This window comes from Pseudoalteromonas sp. JC28 (genome assembly GCF_013319255.1).
Taxonomy (GTDB): Bacteria; Pseudomonadota; Gammaproteobacteria; order Enterobacterales; family Alteromonadaceae; genus Pseudoalteromonas.
This window is the reverse complement of the sequence record NZ_QOKX01000001.1, coordinates 908,289-923,833: the sequence shown is the minus strand read 5'-3', so window position 1 is coordinate 923,833 and position 15,545 is coordinate 908,289. Positions and strand designations below refer to the sequence as shown.

At 42.6% G+C, this 15,545-nt stretch carries 15 protein-coding genes; 9 read left to right on the top strand and 6 right to left on the bottom strand.

Annotation, left to right across the window (positions count from 1 at the left end; all coding sequences use genetic code 11):
* Positions 1-41: 41 nt before the first annotated feature.
* Positions 42-1,667, bottom strand: coding sequence for a M28 family metallopeptidase (locus tag DS891_RS03985; RefSeq protein ID WP_174168914.1), 1,626 nt, complete (start codon positions 1,665-1,667; stop codon positions 42-44).
* Positions 1,668-1,714: 47 nt separating this feature from the next.
* Between DS891_RS03985 and DS891_RS03980 the strand changes: the two genes are divergently transcribed.
* The 5 genes from DS891_RS03980 (at position 1,715) to DS891_RS03960 (ending at position 6,012) form a co-directional block, all read left to right on the top strand.
* Positions 1,715-1,888, top strand: a complete 174-nt coding sequence (locus tag DS891_RS03980) for a hypothetical protein (RefSeq protein ID WP_174168913.1) — start codon at positions 1,715-1,717, stop codon at positions 1,886-1,888.
* A gap of 37 nt (positions 1,889-1,925) precedes the next feature.
* On the top strand, positions 1,926-2,726 hold the full coding sequence (locus DS891_RS03975; RefSeq protein WP_174168912.1) for a DUF3025 domain-containing protein: 801 nt from the start codon (positions 1,926-1,928) through the stop codon (positions 2,724-2,726).
* A 1-nt stretch (position 2,727) separates the two neighbouring features.
* Positions 2,728-3,513 carry an ATP-binding cassette domain-containing protein gene (locus DS891_RS03970; RefSeq protein ID WP_174168911.1) on the top strand — a complete coding sequence of 262 codons (786 nt, stop codon included), beginning with the start codon at positions 2,728-2,730 and terminating at the stop codon, positions 3,511-3,513.
* Entirely contained in the window at positions 3,506-4,714 is a 1,209-nt protein-coding gene (locus DS891_RS03965; RefSeq protein ID WP_102056757.1) for an ABC transporter permease, read from the top strand. Before DS891_RS03970 ends, DS891_RS03965 begins: the two co-directional genes overlap by 8 nt.
* 155 nt (positions 4,715-4,869) lie before the next feature.
* Positions 4,870-6,012 (top strand): hypothetical protein, encoded by a 1,143-nt coding sequence (locus tag DS891_RS03960; RefSeq protein ID WP_174168910.1) that lies wholly within the window; start codon positions 4,870-4,872, stop codon positions 6,010-6,012.
* 394 nt (positions 6,013-6,406) lie between these two features.
* On the opposite strand, the gene DS891_RS03955 is transcribed toward DS891_RS03960, so the two are convergent.
* From DS891_RS03955 to tsaA, 3 genes are all read right to left on the bottom strand, one after another.
* Positions 6,407-7,207: a UDP-2,3-diacylglucosamine diphosphatase gene (locus DS891_RS03955; RefSeq protein ID WP_174168909.1), complete on the bottom strand. Its 801-nt coding sequence runs from the start codon at positions 7,205-7,207 to the stop codon at positions 6,407-6,409.
* Positions 7,208-7,337: 130 nt separating this feature from the next.
* Entirely contained in the window at positions 7,338-9,065 is a 1,728-nt protein-coding gene (locus DS891_RS03950; protein WP_010604699.1) for a proline--tRNA ligase, read from the bottom strand.
* Between the two features lie 131 nt (positions 9,066-9,196).
* Positions 9,197-9,904, bottom strand: a complete 708-nt coding sequence (gene tsaA, locus DS891_RS03945) for a tRNA (N6-threonylcarbamoyladenosine(37)-N6)-methyltransferase TrmO (RefSeq protein ID WP_010604700.1) — start codon at positions 9,902-9,904, stop codon at positions 9,197-9,199.
* A gap of 338 nt (positions 9,905-10,242) precedes the next feature.
* Between tsaA and DS891_RS03940 the strand changes: the two genes are divergently transcribed.
* Complete coding sequence (locus tag DS891_RS03940; protein ID WP_174168908.1) at positions 10,243-10,530, top strand: hypothetical protein; 288 nt, start codon at positions 10,243-10,245, stop codon at positions 10,528-10,530.
* Between the two features lie 382 nt (positions 10,531-10,912).
* Here DS891_RS03940 and DS891_RS03935 read toward each other — a convergent pair whose 3' ends face one another.
* Complete coding sequence (locus DS891_RS03935) at positions 10,913-11,392, bottom strand: acyl-CoA thioesterase (RefSeq protein ID WP_010372647.1); 480 nt, start codon at positions 11,390-11,392, stop codon at positions 10,913-10,915.
* Positions 11,393-11,476: 84 nt separating this feature from the next.
* Entirely contained in the window at positions 11,477-13,126 is a 1,650-nt protein-coding gene (locus DS891_RS03930) for an electron transfer flavoprotein-ubiquinone oxidoreductase (RefSeq protein WP_174168907.1), read from the bottom strand.
* Between the two features lie 176 nt (positions 13,127-13,302).
* Here DS891_RS03930 and DS891_RS03925 point away from each other — a divergent pair, with 176 nt between their 5' ends.
* From DS891_RS03925 to DS891_RS03915, 3 genes are all read left to right on the top strand, one after another.
* Positions 13,303-14,055: an electron transfer flavoprotein subunit beta/FixA family protein gene (locus DS891_RS03925; protein WP_174168906.1), complete on the top strand. Its 753-nt coding sequence runs from the start codon at positions 13,303-13,305 to the stop codon at positions 14,053-14,055.
* The gene (locus DS891_RS03920) at positions 14,052-14,978 is read left to right on the top strand and encodes an electron transfer flavoprotein subunit alpha/FixB family protein (RefSeq protein ID WP_174168905.1); all 927 of its coding nucleotides are present in this window, start codon (positions 14,052-14,054) and stop codon (positions 14,976-14,978) included. Before DS891_RS03925 ends, DS891_RS03920 begins: the two co-directional genes overlap by 4 nt.
* A gap of 113 nt (positions 14,979-15,091) precedes the next feature.
* Positions 15,092-15,499: a VOC family protein gene (locus DS891_RS03915; RefSeq protein WP_102056765.1), complete on the top strand. Its 408-nt coding sequence runs from the start codon at positions 15,092-15,094 to the stop codon at positions 15,497-15,499.
* The last annotated feature ends 46 nt before the right edge of the window (positions 15,500-15,545 follow it).

Here is a 15,545-nt window from a genome sequence, read left to right as displayed (position 1 = left end):
CACTTTAATTTCATTTTAAATGAAAATCAATATCATTTGCATTATTTTCTTTGGAACTCTGCGGTTGCTTTCCATTTTGGCCAAGCGTCTTGCTCAGAGACATCATAGCCAACTTTAAAGAACAGCTGTAGATCCTGTATCGCCCCACTTAAATCCCACTCTTCACGGTAGCGGTCACACGGCTGATGATAACAACCGCGCAATACTAAACCCATACGTTTACGATAGGTTTCAGTCTCTTCGTCACGTGCTTCAGTTCCACCACCTGCGTACATGGCAGGCACACCCATGTTCGCAAATGCGAAGTGATCAGAGCGATAGTAACCACCAGCGGCAGGACGCGGATCTCCCGAAACGACACGGTCTTGCGCTTTTGCTGCGGTTTCTAGCATTTCATCAAGCTCGGATTTACCAATACCAACTACGCTGATGTCTTTTACTTTACCCAATAAATTTAGGCTATCCATATTGATGTTAGCAACGGTTTTCTCTGCTGGAATAACAGGGTTTGCGGCATAAAATTTTGAGCCTAACAGACCTTGCTCTTCAGCCGTCACAGCCAAAAATGTAATTGAACGGCTAGGGCTAGTAGGAAGTTTAGTAAAGGCTTCAGCTACCTCAATCATACCGCCTGTGCCGCTGGCATTATCATGCGCACCATTATAAATTTGGTCACCTTTACGGTTTGGATCGGTACCTAAATGATCCCAGTGTGCTGAGTAGATGATGTGCTCGTCTGACTTATTACTACCTGGCAGGGTGGCGATAAAGTTATACGAAGTTGATTTTTTGATGGTGTTTTTGACGGTAACTGACGCGCTTAGGTTGCCCATATCAACGTGGTATGCACCTGCTGCTGCCTTTTTCTTTGCGGTGTCAAAATCAAGTCCTGCCTTTTGAAATAGCTCTTTAGCAACGTCTACCGTTACCCAACCTTCAACCGCAACGCGGTCCATATTGTTATTTTCTTTTTGGAAGCCAAACTGTGGGCCACTCCAAGAATTTTCTACTACGCTCCAAGGATAAGAAGCCGGCGCTGTTTCGTGAACAATGATCGCACCTGCTGCGCCTTGGCGTGAAGCTTCTTCGTATTTGTACGTCCAACGACCATAATAGGTCATAGCTTCACCGGTAAATTTACCCGAATCAGGATTAGCAAAGCCTGGATCGTTTACTAGCATCACCACTGTCTTGCCTTTCACGTCTAGGCCTTCGTAGTCATTCCAGTCGTACTCTGGAGCATTTACGCCATAGCCAACAAAAACCAGCTCTGAATCTTTGATTGATTCGAGTTCGCTGATACGGGCTGAGCCCATCACCATGTCTTTTTTATATTCGTAGTTTTTGCCACCGATTGATAACGTCATATTAGGATCGGCTTCAAGCGAAACCAGTGGCACTTCTTGCAAGAAGCTGTTGCCATTGCCAGGCTGATAGCCAAGCGCTTTAAAATGTTTGGTTAAATAGGCAAGCGTTAGCTCTTCACCTTTTGTTGACGGAGCACGGCCGCCAAATTCGTCAGAGGCAAGGGTTTTAATATGGGCTCTGAGTTGAGAATCGTTAATACTATTGTATGCAGTATCGATGTCTTGGGGGCTATTGCTAGTGCTAACACAGCCCGCCAGCACCGCCATAGATAGAGCGCTGAGCGTCAGTTTAAGTTTCATAATTGCCTTTCTTTTACTTGTTAGGAACCCATAAGTAGTAACATAAAATGCGTAAAAGTTCGAGCGGGACAAGACGGCTAGAGGAGATAGAAATTAATGAAACAACCGTTGTGGAACAGATCATTGCATTGCTTTTAATCGCTATCCTCATTTTAGCGTGTGACGTAGCCTGTTACGCTCATTTACAATTGGCTTTTGCCAAGTATCAAGCGCTTCAGTAAAATAGTCGGCTAATTGCATGATAAGTATCTCAATCAAATGAAAAAGTTTACAGCGCCTGAGGCGTGGCAGGTTACATGTTTACATGCTGAGCCATTTTCCCATTTAAATCAGCTTTTTGACTTAAAAAGCCAGCTAGACTGGCCAAGCCCCCAGTGGCTGTCTTCTCACGTAAACAGCATTAGCTTGCAACAATATGATACCCGCTTTGTGGCCGATGAAACGATAGACTTTGGCGATAAATACTATGAAGAGATTATCTTTGAAACCCATCAGGTACCGACGCGTAGTCAAAACTGGCACGATTTATTTGGCGCGTTGATTTGGTGTTTATTCCCAAAAACAAAAGCTTTGTTAAATGCCCTACATATCGAAGAAATAGCACAGTTTGGTTTAAAGCAGCGGAGTAAAAAGCGTAACGCGTTAACACTCTTTGATGAGTGTGGTTTGGTGATGGCAATCGATGATGATAAATGGCGTGATGCCTTTAAATCACACCAATGGCAGAATGTATTTTACGATAATCGTTCAGAATGGCAGCAAAACCTAAAACCTTTCGTATTTGGCCACGCAAACTACGAGATGCTAACCAATCCCTTTATTGGGCTGACGGGAAAACTGGTGTGTATCAATGTTGATGCCGCATTTTGGCAACTTTCACTAAGCGAACAATATCGTTGGTTAGATGATAAATTGGTTGCACTGATCAATGATGGGCTGCTTGAAGACAATACCAAAATGTCACCCATTCCGCTGCTTGGGATCCCAAACTGGCATGAGCCACAAGATATAGAGTTTTATCAAAATACGGACTATTTCAGGCCGAAAAGAAGGAAATAGCATGATAGCTATCAATGGATTAAAAAAACGCTTCGCCCTGACTCGCGAGCACAAAAAGAAAAAGAGTCAGACGGATCCTCGCGAGCGTGATGGTTTTTTTCACAGTGTAGAAGAGGTTAACCTGCACTGTGGGCAAGGTGAAGTACTTGGATTGCTCGGCCCCAATGGGGCGGGAAAAACCACCACTTTGCGTATGCTCTCAACTGCACTGACGCCGGATGCCGGTACTATTTTAGTGGATGGTCAGGATATTGTGAAAAAGCCAGTTGTTGCACGCAAAGCCATCGGTTTTTTATCAGGGTCAACTGGTTTATATGGACGTCTTACCGCCAAAGAAAATGTTGAATATTTTGCACGACTTCATGGTTTAAAAGGAAAAGCATTAAAAGCGAAATGTGATGAGCTGTTTCAGCGCCTGGAAATGGAAACCTTTTTAGATAAAAGGGCTGAACACCTATCGACCGGTATGAAACAAAAGACCAATATTGCACGGGCGGTGGTACACAATCCTAAAGTCGTCGTATTAGACGAGCCAACGACGGGTCTTGATATTATGACCACACAAACGGTTATCTCTTTTATTCGCGACCTCAAAGCGCGTGGTACACCCGTTATATTTTCTACCCATCACTTAGATGAAGTTGCATTATTGTGCGATAGGGTGTCTGTTATCGATAAAGGGATCACCTGTTTTGATGGCAGTTTGGCTGAGTTTAAAGTGAAGGGGCAAAGTGAAGAGCTAAATCAAGCATTTTTAAATTTGTTAACGGGAGCACAGCATGTTTGAGGTATTTTTAAAAGAAATTAGAGAGCTGCTGCGCGACCGCAAAACACTGTTTTTTGTGATTGCACTGCCGATGTTGGTATTTCCCGTGATTATGGCTTTAGTCGGCTTTATGGCTTCACAAGCCGCCATGGAAGCGAAGCAAGAAGTTCATACGTATTACATCGCAAATGAAGCCTATGCTGAAAAGTTCTCTGAGCAGGTTTTTTATCATAAAAGTTTTAAGAAATATGCAGGTGAGCTCAAGCTTGATAGCGTCGAAGCATTGAGTGATGCGGTACGAAGTGGCGTGATCGATGTTGGGATTTTTATTCCATCCGATCCGGTTGAAAATCTAGAGTCTGGCGTAAAAAGTGAATGGAAAATCGTGTTTAACGATGCGCAATCTATCAACTTTATTTACGACCGCTTGTCTAAACTTGCTAAGAAGTTTTCTGATGAACTCAGAGCGGTGAAGTTAACCTCACTGGGATTGTCGCAAGCGGAGCAAGCGGCAGTGCTCCAACCCATATCGATTACTAAAGTGGATACTGCTGACAAACGCGAAAATTTAGGCGAGAAGTTAGGTGCGTTTATCCCTTACATGTTAATTCCGTTGGTATTGATGGGGGCGAGCTATCCAGCTATTGATTTAGGCGCTGGAGAGAAAGAGCGTGGCACTTTAGAGACGCTGTTATTAACACCAATCTCACGCACGGAGCTGGTGTTAGGTAAATTTTTAACCGTATTGAGCAGTTCAATATTCTGTGCGCTTATCACGGTCTCCAGCATGGCGCTGTGGATAGGAATTGCCAGTAGCTTTGTCGAGCTAGACGTAATTAAAAACGCCTTCTCGTCGGTTGCATTATTAGACTTTGTCTTGATTTTTGCACTGTTGCTTCCTGTTGCTGTGATGCTTTCGTCGCTAACACTTGCCATCTCAATTTACGCCAGAACCTTTAAAGAAGCACAAAACTACATGGGACCACTCAGCATGGGGATCTTCATTCCCATTGTGATGTCTTTAATGCCAAATATGGAGCTAACCGCTAAAACTGCATTGATCCCAATTACCAATGTCGCATTAGCGATTAAAGAAATCATCAAAGGCACGGTTGATTATGGTTACGTCGCATTAATTTTTGGCGCTTCTGCTGTTTTAGCAGCTGGGTTACTCGTGTGCTGCGTTAAATGGTTTAATAAAGAAACCGTTTTGTTTAGGTAAAGCTTCAGTTAGGTGTGAGTCATTGAGAATTATGGCGTTTTTCTGTACGATAAACGCCTTATTCAGCGCTTAACTTTTTGTAATTTAGTCTTCTACCTGTTTAGGTAGCTTGCGGAAGTCGTAGGTTTCAATTTTAGTCACTCAAGGAATGTAGGATGACATCAACCTCGGTACTTAAGTCAGTCAGTGAATCGGTTACTAACGGCATAGCCATTTTATTCTTGTTTTCGTCGGTGTTGCACTTAGGCGGATCAAGTTTTTTGGAAGCTCCGATCTACTTAGTGATTTCTTTGTTACTATTTTCATACCGTAATCGTTTAATGTTTGACTCTGCACAAAAGCAGTTTGTTATCACTAAACAATTATCGCTATTGAATGTAAATATTCGGCGAATAGACGAGTATGTGATACCACTTCCTACTGTGACTGACGTATCTTTGGATTGTAACAAGCAACTCAATTATATCGGTATAAGTTATCTTTCAGAAAGTGAGGAGCCTGCGGTCTATTCATTTTCGTGTTTGCGGCAAACTGATGAACTCAACGCGCTTTTGTCTGCATCAGGTTTTGACCGTAACGTTCAACGAACAGCTGATACAGATAGGAGATCAACTACGCGCTCAACTCCAACTAGCCTTGCAAGATTATTTCCTTTGTTTATGAATAGCAATCGCGATATTGAAGAGCGATTCTCCGTGTTACGATGTGCACTACCGACGCCTAAGCATAAGCGGCATATTGTTTGGATGGTGGTAGGGGCTTTTGCTCTAATGACCTGCTTTATTCTTTACTCGTCACAAAATTACATAGCGGGTTTGGTATTTTTGGTGCTCACATACTTGAGCTATTGGTTGACGTCTTTATTTATCAGTAATAAACACTATTTTGTCTATCACTCACCCTGTAACCAAATTAAGGTTGAGGAAAATAGTTTGCTGCTACCTGCGTTACTGTTTACAGATAAACAAGCACGAGAGGTAAAAAAGGATGAAGTTAACAATATTAAGGTACACTGGAATACGTTTACAGTCAGCGATTTAGATAGGTTAACCTCTTCGACTCGTCGTAACCATATTGTTGATTTGGTCTTTGATACTGAGTATGGTGCGACGGTTTCACTCTCTGGCATGAGCGTAGAAGCCGAGCCACTCTTACTTGCGTTAACGCATTGGCAATATCCTTTGTCTATCGAACGAACGGATAAAGCGGTGTTCCCAATGGTGAGGCACTTTCAATATGGTATTCTAGTATTTATTATCGGTATTATTGTCTGGGCAATGACCACATTTGTGATATAACACACCTGACAAAAGCGGCGATTCTACCAGAATATCGGTATGCTAGTGGTAATAGTATTTTTAATCTATCGCTATCCTGAAGTTATTTAACAACCCGTTTTATACCAGTTGTATTAAGTAAATGATCTATCTTGAAGCGGGGAAATAGCTTTAGTAGCAAGGCAAAAATTTTGCTATTTAGTTGTTCTAAATGAGAAATTTTTAACGAAGCTAATATGCTATTTCACCCTTCAAATTGATTAGAGAATTAATTCAATTGGTATTATACATCTTTTTGATTTTAATGATGGGCTTAAGCGCAGAGGCATACGTGCAAAACAAGCGTATCAATAAGCGTACTGACTTACTGCATAAGCTATTAAAAGAAGAGTGACTGGAAGAACTGAAGCCGCTATTAAGCGGCTTCAATATTATCGGTTTTAACATTGTCAATTTCAACTACGTTGAGGACAGATTGTACATCTGACCAATGCAGCAATTCGATACGACCTTCTTGGTTTTCAACCAATGCCGTGCAGTTTTCTATCCAATCACCATCGTTGCAGTACACAATACCATCTACGACACGGATCTCTGGTTGGTGGATATGCCCGCAGATAATACCGTCGACACCTTGTTTCTTCGCTTCATGAATTGCTGCGTTCTCGAATGCGGCAATGGCCTCTCTGGCTTTATGCACGCGCTTTTTCAGCCAAGATGCAAGCGACCAATAATGACCACCATATAAACGTCGTACGCGATTGGTCCAGCGATTTAAGAAGAGTAGAAAATCATAAGCGGCATCCCCAATGATACTGATCAGTTTGTTGTATCTTGTTGCCGAGTCAAAATCATCACCGTGTAGTAATAAAAACCGCTTACCTGCGGAAGTGGTATGAATAAAGGTTTTATGCACTTCGACTTTAAAAAGCGTTTGGCCAACATAGTTTCTGAAGGTTTCGTCGTGATTACCCGGTATGTAGATAACGCGTGTACCAGATCCCGCTTTTTTTTGTATGCATTCTAATACCTGATAGTGGGATGGATCCCAAAAAAACTGGCGTTTCATTGACCATAGATCAACGATATCACCAACCAGATAGAGTACATCACATTCGGTTTTGTTGAGAAAATCTAGCAAGAACTTTGCTTTACAGTCCTTGTAGCCCAAGTGTACGTCTGAGATCCAAATACTCGGATAGTATGTTGTTTTCATGGCTTGGCTCTTTAGCGTAATAATGACAATGCTAAGAGGCAAAGATGACAGTGGCGGGGCAGTTAGGAGAAGCTAATATGACAAAAGAGCATACATCTGTATGCTCTTTTGTCATGCAATTTACGTAGGTTTATTTACTTCTAATTGCATTAACGATTGTTTCAACCGCAGATCCAATATCCAGCATCAGTTTTTCGCCAGTTTGACGATTTTTCAGCTCAACCTTATTTTCATCAAGATTACGTTCACCAATCACTAGGGTATAAGGAACACCGATAAGTTCCATATCGTTAAACATAACCCCCGGACGCTCTTTACGGTCGTCGAATAACACATCAATCCCCGCATTTTGTAGATCTGCATAGAACTTTTCTGCGATCTCTGGGATACGGTGAGACTTATGCATATTCATTGGCACGATTGCCAACTCAAATGGCGCAATAGCAACAGGCCATTTGATACCGTAATCATCGTTATTTTGCTCGATTGCTGCGGCAACGATACGAGAAACACCAATACCATAACAACCCATGGTTAATGTTTGGTTTTTCCCTTCTTCGCCAAGTACACCAGCTTTCATCGTTTCAGAGTACTTAGTACCAAGTTGGAACACGTGACCTACTTCGATACCACGTTTGATAAGGATTTTACCTTTACCACAAGGGCTTGGATCGCCTTCAACCACGTTACGGATATCTTCAACAGTATAAGCGCTTACGTCTCTGTCCCAGTTGATCCCACTATAGTGAACACCATCTTTGTTTGCACCGGCAACAAAATCAGCCATGATAGCTGCGCTACGGTCGACAATGATAGGCATTGAAAGACCGACAGGTCCCAAAGAGCCTGGTTTTGCACCAATAGCGTTAACAATGTCTTCTTCGCTTGCCATCTCGAGCGGTGAATCCACTAGTGCTAATTTCTCAGCTTTAAGCTCATTTAAGTCATGATCGCCACGAACGATAAGCGCGACAAGCCCACGTTTACCGTCTTCGTCTGGTGCGCCATACACGATGAGTGTTTTCACACCACGGTGTGGTTTAACGCCGTGTTTTGCTTTTAGTTCAGCGATGGTGAAAGCTTCTGGCGTGTCAAACGTATTAAGTTCTTTACTTGGCGCTGGGCGAGTTTCAGTTGGTGCAAGTGCTTCTGCCTTTTCAATGTTTGCAGCGTAGTCACTTTCATCACTGAATGCGATTGCATCTTCACCAGACTCTGCAAGTACATGGAACTCATGCGATAGGTTGCCGCCAATTGAACCACTGTCAGCAATAACAGGACGGTAGTCAACGCCTAAACGATCAAAAATGTTGCAGTAAGCTTGGAACATCTTGTGATACGTTTTTTCAAGGCACTCATCAGTCATGTGGAATGAATAGGCATCCTTCATGGTGAATTCACGCGCGCGCATCACACCAAAACGTGGACGAACTTCGTCACGTACTTTCGTACTGACTTGATAAAGTGTGATCGGCAGTTGCTTATAGCTGTTGATTTCGCGACGTACAAGATCAGTGATCACTTCTTCATGCGTTGGACCAAGTGCAAATGGACGGCCATGACGGTCATTAATACGAAGTAGTTCGGGACCAAACTGTTCCCAACGGCCTGACTCTTCCCATAGCTCTGCAGGCTGGATCACTGGCATTAGCAGCTCAATCGCTCCCGCTTTGTCCATTTCTTCACGGACAATTCTCTCTACTTTGCGGAAAACTTTTAGGCCTGATGGTAGCCAAGTATAAAGACCTGAAGCCAATTTACGGATCATACCCGCTCTAAGCATTAGCTGGTGGCTTACCACCTCTGCATCAGACGGCGTCTCTTTTAGAGTCGCTAATATATATTCACTCGTACGCATTCTTATTCCAGTATAAGTTACTTATTGTTCTCTTATTGGCGGCTATTCTAGCAGTGCAGTAGCCGCTTAAAAAGCTTTAATACCTAAACATCTTCATAATTTATAAGTTTATTGGCAAGCCGCTGAATTTGCTATTTTGCTAACGATATTTCAGTGACATGGTTATGCTCACCATCCACAGTCCAGCGAATATTAAAATCATACAAACTCATACCATAGTCCTGCTGTGATGTGCGTTTCTTTTTATAAGCCGGACGAGGGTCCTGCTTCAGTACATTGGTAATGAACTGTCGAAGTTCAGGATAGTTTTTCTGTTTTTCGATAAAAATGTTGGCCTCGTCTGAGAAACTAACAGACATTTGCGTTTCTGGCCGAGTATCAGCAAAGCCAGCCGTGGCATCCACCAAGGCATCTGAATAGGGAAGGTACGGCTTAATATCAATGATTGGTGTACCGTCCAATAAATCTACGCCGGAGAGCAATAGATCCAGCTGACCATTTTTATACTCTACGCCCTCGAGCTTTACTGCACTCATGCCAATCCCATTGGGTCGAAAAGTCGCTCTAGTCGCAAACACGCCTTTACGTTCATTGCCACCGAGTCTCGGAGGGCGTACAAGCGCAGAGTAGCCTTTATCAGCGGTTTCATGAAAACGAAACAACAACCAAATATGCGTGAACGCTTCAATACCACGAACAAATTCTTCGCGATTGAATTCACCAACAAATCTAAGCTTGGCTTTTGCCTCTGGGACAAGTCTTGGTTGTCTCGGTATAGCGAATTTCTGTTTATAAGGAGATTGGATAAAGCCGATGGGCTCGATAGTGATTTGTTCCACTATGGTCTCTGTTTTAATTAAGATGAGCGAAGTTTACTATTGATCCTGATTTTCACAAAATCTTGCTTGTAATTAGCCCTGTAATGTCATGTAATTCATTTATTCAGATTTTTCGCATAGCCTTGTAAGTAATGAAATTTCGGTGGAAGTCGTAATATGATTCGGTATACTTTTTCGCCCCAAAACGGTTTACGTTCGAGTTTGCGCACAAATAACGAACAAATTATTGGTACTCGAGCGTACGAGTACAAGCAATTGGTAGAAGATATAAAGCCAATTCAAGGTTTACGAGAAAAATTACAAGCATTTAATCGCCTGAAACGAGATGAGTGTAAATAATGGAGTTTCATAGAAAGGTTGACCAAAGCTGCCAAGAAGTGCTCTGTAAATCATCCCCTTTAAAACCTATTTTGATCCGCGCTATATCGGAGCGTAGAGCTGTGTTGCAAGCAATAATTAATGATTTAACAGAAGGAATGGTAAGTCCAACTAAAATGGATGTGCTTCTCAGTCAAGAAGCTGAAAAAGTAAGCTTACAATTATTAAAAGAAGGCAGCTTAAGCAAACGCGACGCGTTAGCGGCAAGTGAAAAAGTTATTTTTTCTCTTGCAAGAAATCTTTTGTGAAATTGCTATTTAACTTAAAATTTGAATAAGTAATGCTCTTTGTTGGATAAGCTTTTAAATGTAAAATTGGATTAAATCGCTAGTTCAATGGTACTTAGTTTCAGCAGCTTTAGTATCTCAGCACAGAGCGAATCCAATTTGCACTTGTCAACATTGTTAATGCTGGTCCACTTGCAAGAAACCCGTCCAAATGCCCCGAAGTTCGTCATTATAACCATTTTTCACAATTTAAATTTGCGGAAAATATGCAGTGGAATATACCGAAAAGTTGGGGTGAGTGTAATGTCGTGGTTTTTGGTGAGCCGAATAGCGCCTTTAAACTGATAGAAGTTCAATCGTAGCTGAACTTCTACACTTTAATTTTTATTATCAAACGTTCATGTTATTTACTATCGGACAAGGTTTCTTCTAATAGCGATTCGGTTTGGATCGCTATTTCTTTCATCTTCACCGCATAGGCTTCTAATTTTTTCTCCTCTTCGGTTTTCGCTTTAAACTGAGGAATTTGGATTGGATACCCAGCTTGGTCCATGGCGATAAAGCTGATAATACAGTGATTGGTTTCGACAAGTCGTTGCGTTTTTGGATCACCACAGCGCACCTGAATAAAAATCTGCATACTGGTGTTCCCGGTGTGGGCAATGCGCGCGGAAACTTCAACAATCTGACCCACAAGAATAGGACGGTGGAAACGCATACCCGCTACTGAAACGGTAACGCAATAGCTGCCGCTCCAACCCGCGGCGCAAGCATACCCAGCTTGATCAATCCATTTCATGACCATACCACCGTGTACTTTACCGCCAAAGTTGACGTCGGTGGGTTCTGCTAAAAATCGAAAGGTGACGGATTGTTGTGGCATAGGCTCAGCTCTATTTTTAAAAATATACGCTAAGTATAGGAAAGAAAGGGGCATTTCGCCCCCGCAATTTAGGATTTATTGGTATTACATGTTTGGATAGTTCGGACCACCAGCCCCTTCTGGGGTGACCCAGGTAATATTTTGGCTCGGATCTTTAATATCGCAGGTTTTGCAATGAATACAGTTTTGCGAATTGATAACAAACTGCTTCTCACCTTGCTCGTTTTCGTTTACTTCATACACGCCAGCGGGGCAGTAGCGTTGTGCAGGCTCATCAAACTTAGCTAAATTCACTTTGATTGGTATATCAGAATCTTTTAACTGTAAATGACATGGTTGCACTTCTTCATGATTGGTACTTGATAAAAATACGGAAGAAAGTTTGTCAAAACTTAATTTACCATCCGGCTTTGGGTAACTTATAGTTTGCGATTCAGATGCAAGCTTAAGCTGTGCGTGATCCTGATGTTCGTCCTTAATAGTAAATGGTAGCGAACCTGAGAAAATGTTTTGGTCGATCATATTGTAGGCGCCACCCATAATACGACCTAACTTATGCATTGCTGGGCCAAAGTTACGAGATTGATAAAGCTCATCATAAAGCCAACTTGCCTTAAATTTGTCGGCAAAGCTTACCAAGTCTGACGGAGCGCTCTCTTGGCCGAGTGCCTCAGTGATGGCATCGGCTGCAAGCATACCGGACTTCATTGCTGTATGGTTGCCTTTAATTTTAGCAAAGTTGAGGGTACCTGCGTCACAGCCAATCAGTAAACCACCTGGGAAATGCATTTTAGGTAGGCTGTGAAAGCCACCTTTGGCTATTGCGCGAGCACCATAGGCAATGCGCTCACCACCTTCAAGTACACTCGCAAAGGTGTGGTGATGCTTCATACGCTGAAACTCATCAAATGGGCTTAGGTGTGGATTAGTGTAATTTAAGTCGATGATTAACCCGACCACGACTTGATTGTTCTCAGCATGATACATAAATGAGCCGCCATGGGTATCATTGTCGAGTGGCCAACCTGTGCCGTGTACAACAAGACCTTCTTTATGCTTGCTTGGGTCTACTTGCCAAATTTCCTTAAAGCCGATCCCATAGTGTTGAGGGGAAGCGTCTTTATCCAGTTTAAATTCAGCTATAAGTTGTTTGCCTAAGTGGCCACGGCAACCTTCAGCAAATACGGTATATTTCGCTCTAAGCTCCATTCCAGGCATGTAGCTGTCTTTAGGCTGGCCATCTCTATCTAGGCCCATATCACCGGTAATAATACCTTTAACTTGTTGCTCTTCTATTATTAGAGAGTGGGCGCTAAAGCCTGGGAAAATTTCAATGCCAAGTTGTTCTGCTTGTTCAGCGAGCCAACGGCAAACATTACCCATAGAAACAATATAGTTGCCGTCATTTTTAAATGTTTTTGGTACCACTAGATGAGGCAGTTTGGTGGCATTGATTTCATTTTTGAATAAATAAATGTCGTCACCCGTCACTTTTGTTGTCACGGGAGCGCCTTTTGCAGCCCAATCAGGGATAAGTTCGTCTAGTGCTTTGGTTTCAAACACTGCACCTGACAAGACATGTGCACCTACTTCAGAGCCTTTTTCGACTACACAAATCATTAATTCTTGTTGTTTTTCTTGAGCCTGTTGAGCGAGTCGGATAGCGCAAGACAGGCCCGCAGGACCTGCACCAACTATCACAACATCAAACTCCATGGTTTCACGTTCGACCATTATTAACCTCACACTATTTGACGGTAGATTAACTAAAGAGAGGCTTTAGTTTGATTTTCGTTAAACTAAGGTTATTTGAGGTTGACGTTTACGTCAACAGGAAGTAGTCTGAAACCAATAAAATAATTTGTTGACGTAGACGTCAGCTTAGAGAATAACCAGATGATGGAGTAACCATGAAAGTACTTGTGCCAATCAAACGCGTGATTGATTACAACGTAAAGGCAAGAGTCAAATCTGACAACAGTGATGTTGATTTGAGCAATGTCAAAATGGCGATCAACCCATTTTGTGAAATCGCGGTAGAAGAGGCGGTTCGTTTAAAAGAAGCGGGCACCGCAACGGAAGTTATTGCCGTATCAATTGGCGATAAAGCTTGTCAAGAGCAGCTAAGAACGGCGCTTGCACTAGGTGCAGATAAAGCAGTTCACATTGAAACAGACGCAAAGCTTGAATCTCTGCACATTGCAAAACTACTGGCTAAGGTAGTGGAACAAGAAAGTCCAGAGCTGGTCATTCTAGGTAAACAGTCTATCGATTCTGATAATAACCAAACAGGACAAATGCTAGCGGCGTTAACTAAGCGTGCTCAGGGCACTTTTGCCTCTAAAGTTGTAGTTGAAGGCGATAAAGTACAAGTGACGCGTGAAGTTGATGGCGGTTTGCAAACGGTGTCGCTATCACTTCCAGCGATCGTGACAACAGACTTGCGTTTGAATGAGCCTCGTTATGCTTCACTGCCAAATATCATGAAAGCTAAGCGTAAACCACTAGACGTAATCGCAGCGGATTCGTTAGGCGTTGATTTAGCTCCTCGTATTGAATTGGTGAAAGTTGAAGAGCCAGCTAAGCGCTCTGGTGGCGTGATGGTTGAGAGCGTTGAAGAGTTAGTAAACAAGTTAAAAACAGAAGCAAAGGTGATCTCATGAGCGTATTAGTTATTGCTGAGCACGAAAATGGTGTATTGAAACCTGAAACCGCTAAGGTGGTTGCTGCTGCAACAAAAATCGCAAGCGATGTTACCGTATTAGTTGCAGGTCACAACATTGCTGAGGCTGCCAATCACTCTGCACAGATCGCTGGCGTACAGAAGGTGGTTGCCGTTGATGATGCTTCATTCGAACATCAGTTGGCAGAAAACACATCTGAGCTAGTTGTTGAATTAGCAAGTGACTTTTCACACATGTTGTTTTCAGCGTCTACCACAGGTAAAAATATCGCGCCACGTGTCGCGGCGTTACTCGACAAATCACAGATCTCAGAAATTATCGATGTGATTGATGCAGACACCTTTAAGCGTCCAATTTATGCGGGTAATGCAATTGCGACTGTAAAATCATTAGACTCACAAAAAGTTATCACTGTGCGTGCATCAGCATTTGATGCCGTAGAGACTCAAGCAGCATGTGACATTGAGGAGCGCTCGCAAAGTATTGCCTCTCAAGTGAGTGAGTTTGTGAGCATTGAACAAACTGAATCTGAGCGCCCTGAATTAACTGCCGCACCGGTTGTTATTTCAGGTGGCCGTGGTATGCAAAACGGTGAAAACTTTGCCTTGCTAAATGGTATTGCTGACAAACTAGGGGCCGCAATTGGTGCATCGCGTGCTGCTGTTGACGCGGGCTTTGTGCCTAATGATATGCAGGTGGGCCAAACCGGTAAGATTGTGGCGCCTAACTTATATATTGCAGTTGGGATCAGCGGCGCAATTCAACACCTTGCGGGTATGAAGGATTCTAAGGTCATTGTCGCTATCAACAAAGACCCAGAGGCTCCGATTTTCCAAGTGGCTGATTATGGCCTTGTTGCGGATCTATTTGATGCGTTACCAGAGCTTGAACAGGCACTGTAACGCTTCTTTTTGTAGCTAGCCTACATCAAGAAAAATAATTCTGGTTGTTAAAGCCGTTGTACCTTTGGTCGCGGCTTTTTTCGTGTTTGGGATAAAAAACGTTAGGAATAAATATGTTATCAGGCTTAAATCACATCACAATAGCGGTATCTAACCTAAATACATCACTGGATTTTTACTGCGGTTTGCTAGGGTTTGAGCTTTGGGTAACTTGGGACAAAGGCGCGTATTTAGCGCTTGGTGAAGTATGGCTTTGTTTATCTTTAGGAGAGCCATCTCCGAGCTCAGATTACAGTCATATAGCGTTCAATATTGCTGCCGAAGACTTTACGACTTTTTCTAAAACATTATTGGATAACGGAGTTGGCTTATGGCAGCAAAATAGCAGTGAAGGAGACTCGCTCTACATTTATGACCCCGATCATCACAAACTCGAGATCCATAGTGGTAGTTTGCAAAGTCGGTTAAAAAGTTTGCTGCAGCAACCGTATTCAGGCCTCACTTGGTATAAAAAATTATAATTTTAATTACCAGTATTAATTATCTCGTCGTTTAAATTGATGCTTA

Excerpts from the sequence above, each read along its gene's own strand:
- DS891_RS03985 (WP_174168914.1), bottom strand. The coding sequence starts at position 1,667 with ATGAAACTTAAACTGACGCTCAGCGCTCTATCTATGGCGGTGCTGGCG.
- DS891_RS03980 (WP_174168913.1), top strand. The coding sequence starts at position 1,715 with ATGCGTAAAAGTTCGAGCGGGACAAGACGGCTAGAGGAGATAGAAATT.
- DS891_RS03975 (WP_174168912.1), top strand. The coding sequence starts at position 1,926 with ATGAAAAAGTTTACAGCGCCTGAGGCGTGGCAGGTTACATGTTTACAT.
- DS891_RS03970 (WP_174168911.1), top strand. The coding sequence starts at position 2,728 with ATGATAGCTATCAATGGATTAAAAAAACGCTTCGCCCTGACTCGCGAG.
- DS891_RS03965 (WP_102056757.1), top strand. The coding sequence starts at position 3,506 with ATGTTTGAGGTATTTTTAAAAGAAATTAGAGAGCTGCTGCGCGACCGC.
- DS891_RS03960 (WP_174168910.1), top strand. The coding sequence starts at position 4,870 with ATGACATCAACCTCGGTACTTAAGTCAGTCAGTGAATCGGTTACTAAC.
- DS891_RS03955 (WP_174168909.1), bottom strand. The coding sequence starts at position 7,207 with ATGAAAACAACATACTATCCGAGTATTTGGATCTCAGACGTACACTTG.
- DS891_RS03950 (WP_010604699.1), bottom strand. The coding sequence starts at position 9,065 with ATGCGTACGAGTGAATATATATTAGCGACTCTAAAAGAGACGCCGTCT.
- DS891_RS03940 (WP_174168908.1), top strand. The coding sequence starts at position 10,243 with ATGGAGTTTCATAGAAAGGTTGACCAAAGCTGCCAAGAAGTGCTCTGT.
- DS891_RS03935 (WP_010372647.1), bottom strand. The coding sequence starts at position 11,392 with ATGCCACAACAATCCGTCACCTTTCGATTTTTAGCAGAACCCACCGAC.
- DS891_RS03930 (WP_174168907.1), bottom strand. The coding sequence starts at position 13,126 with ATGGTCGAACGTGAAACCATGGAGTTTGATGTTGTGATAGTTGGTGCA.
- DS891_RS03925 (WP_174168906.1), top strand. The coding sequence starts at position 13,303 with ATGAAAGTACTTGTGCCAATCAAACGCGTGATTGATTACAACGTAAAG.
- DS891_RS03920 (WP_174168905.1), top strand. The coding sequence starts at position 14,052 with ATGAGCGTATTAGTTATTGCTGAGCACGAAAATGGTGTATTGAAACCT.
- DS891_RS03915 (WP_102056765.1), top strand. The coding sequence starts at position 15,092 with ATGTTATCAGGCTTAAATCACATCACAATAGCGGTATCTAACCTAAAT.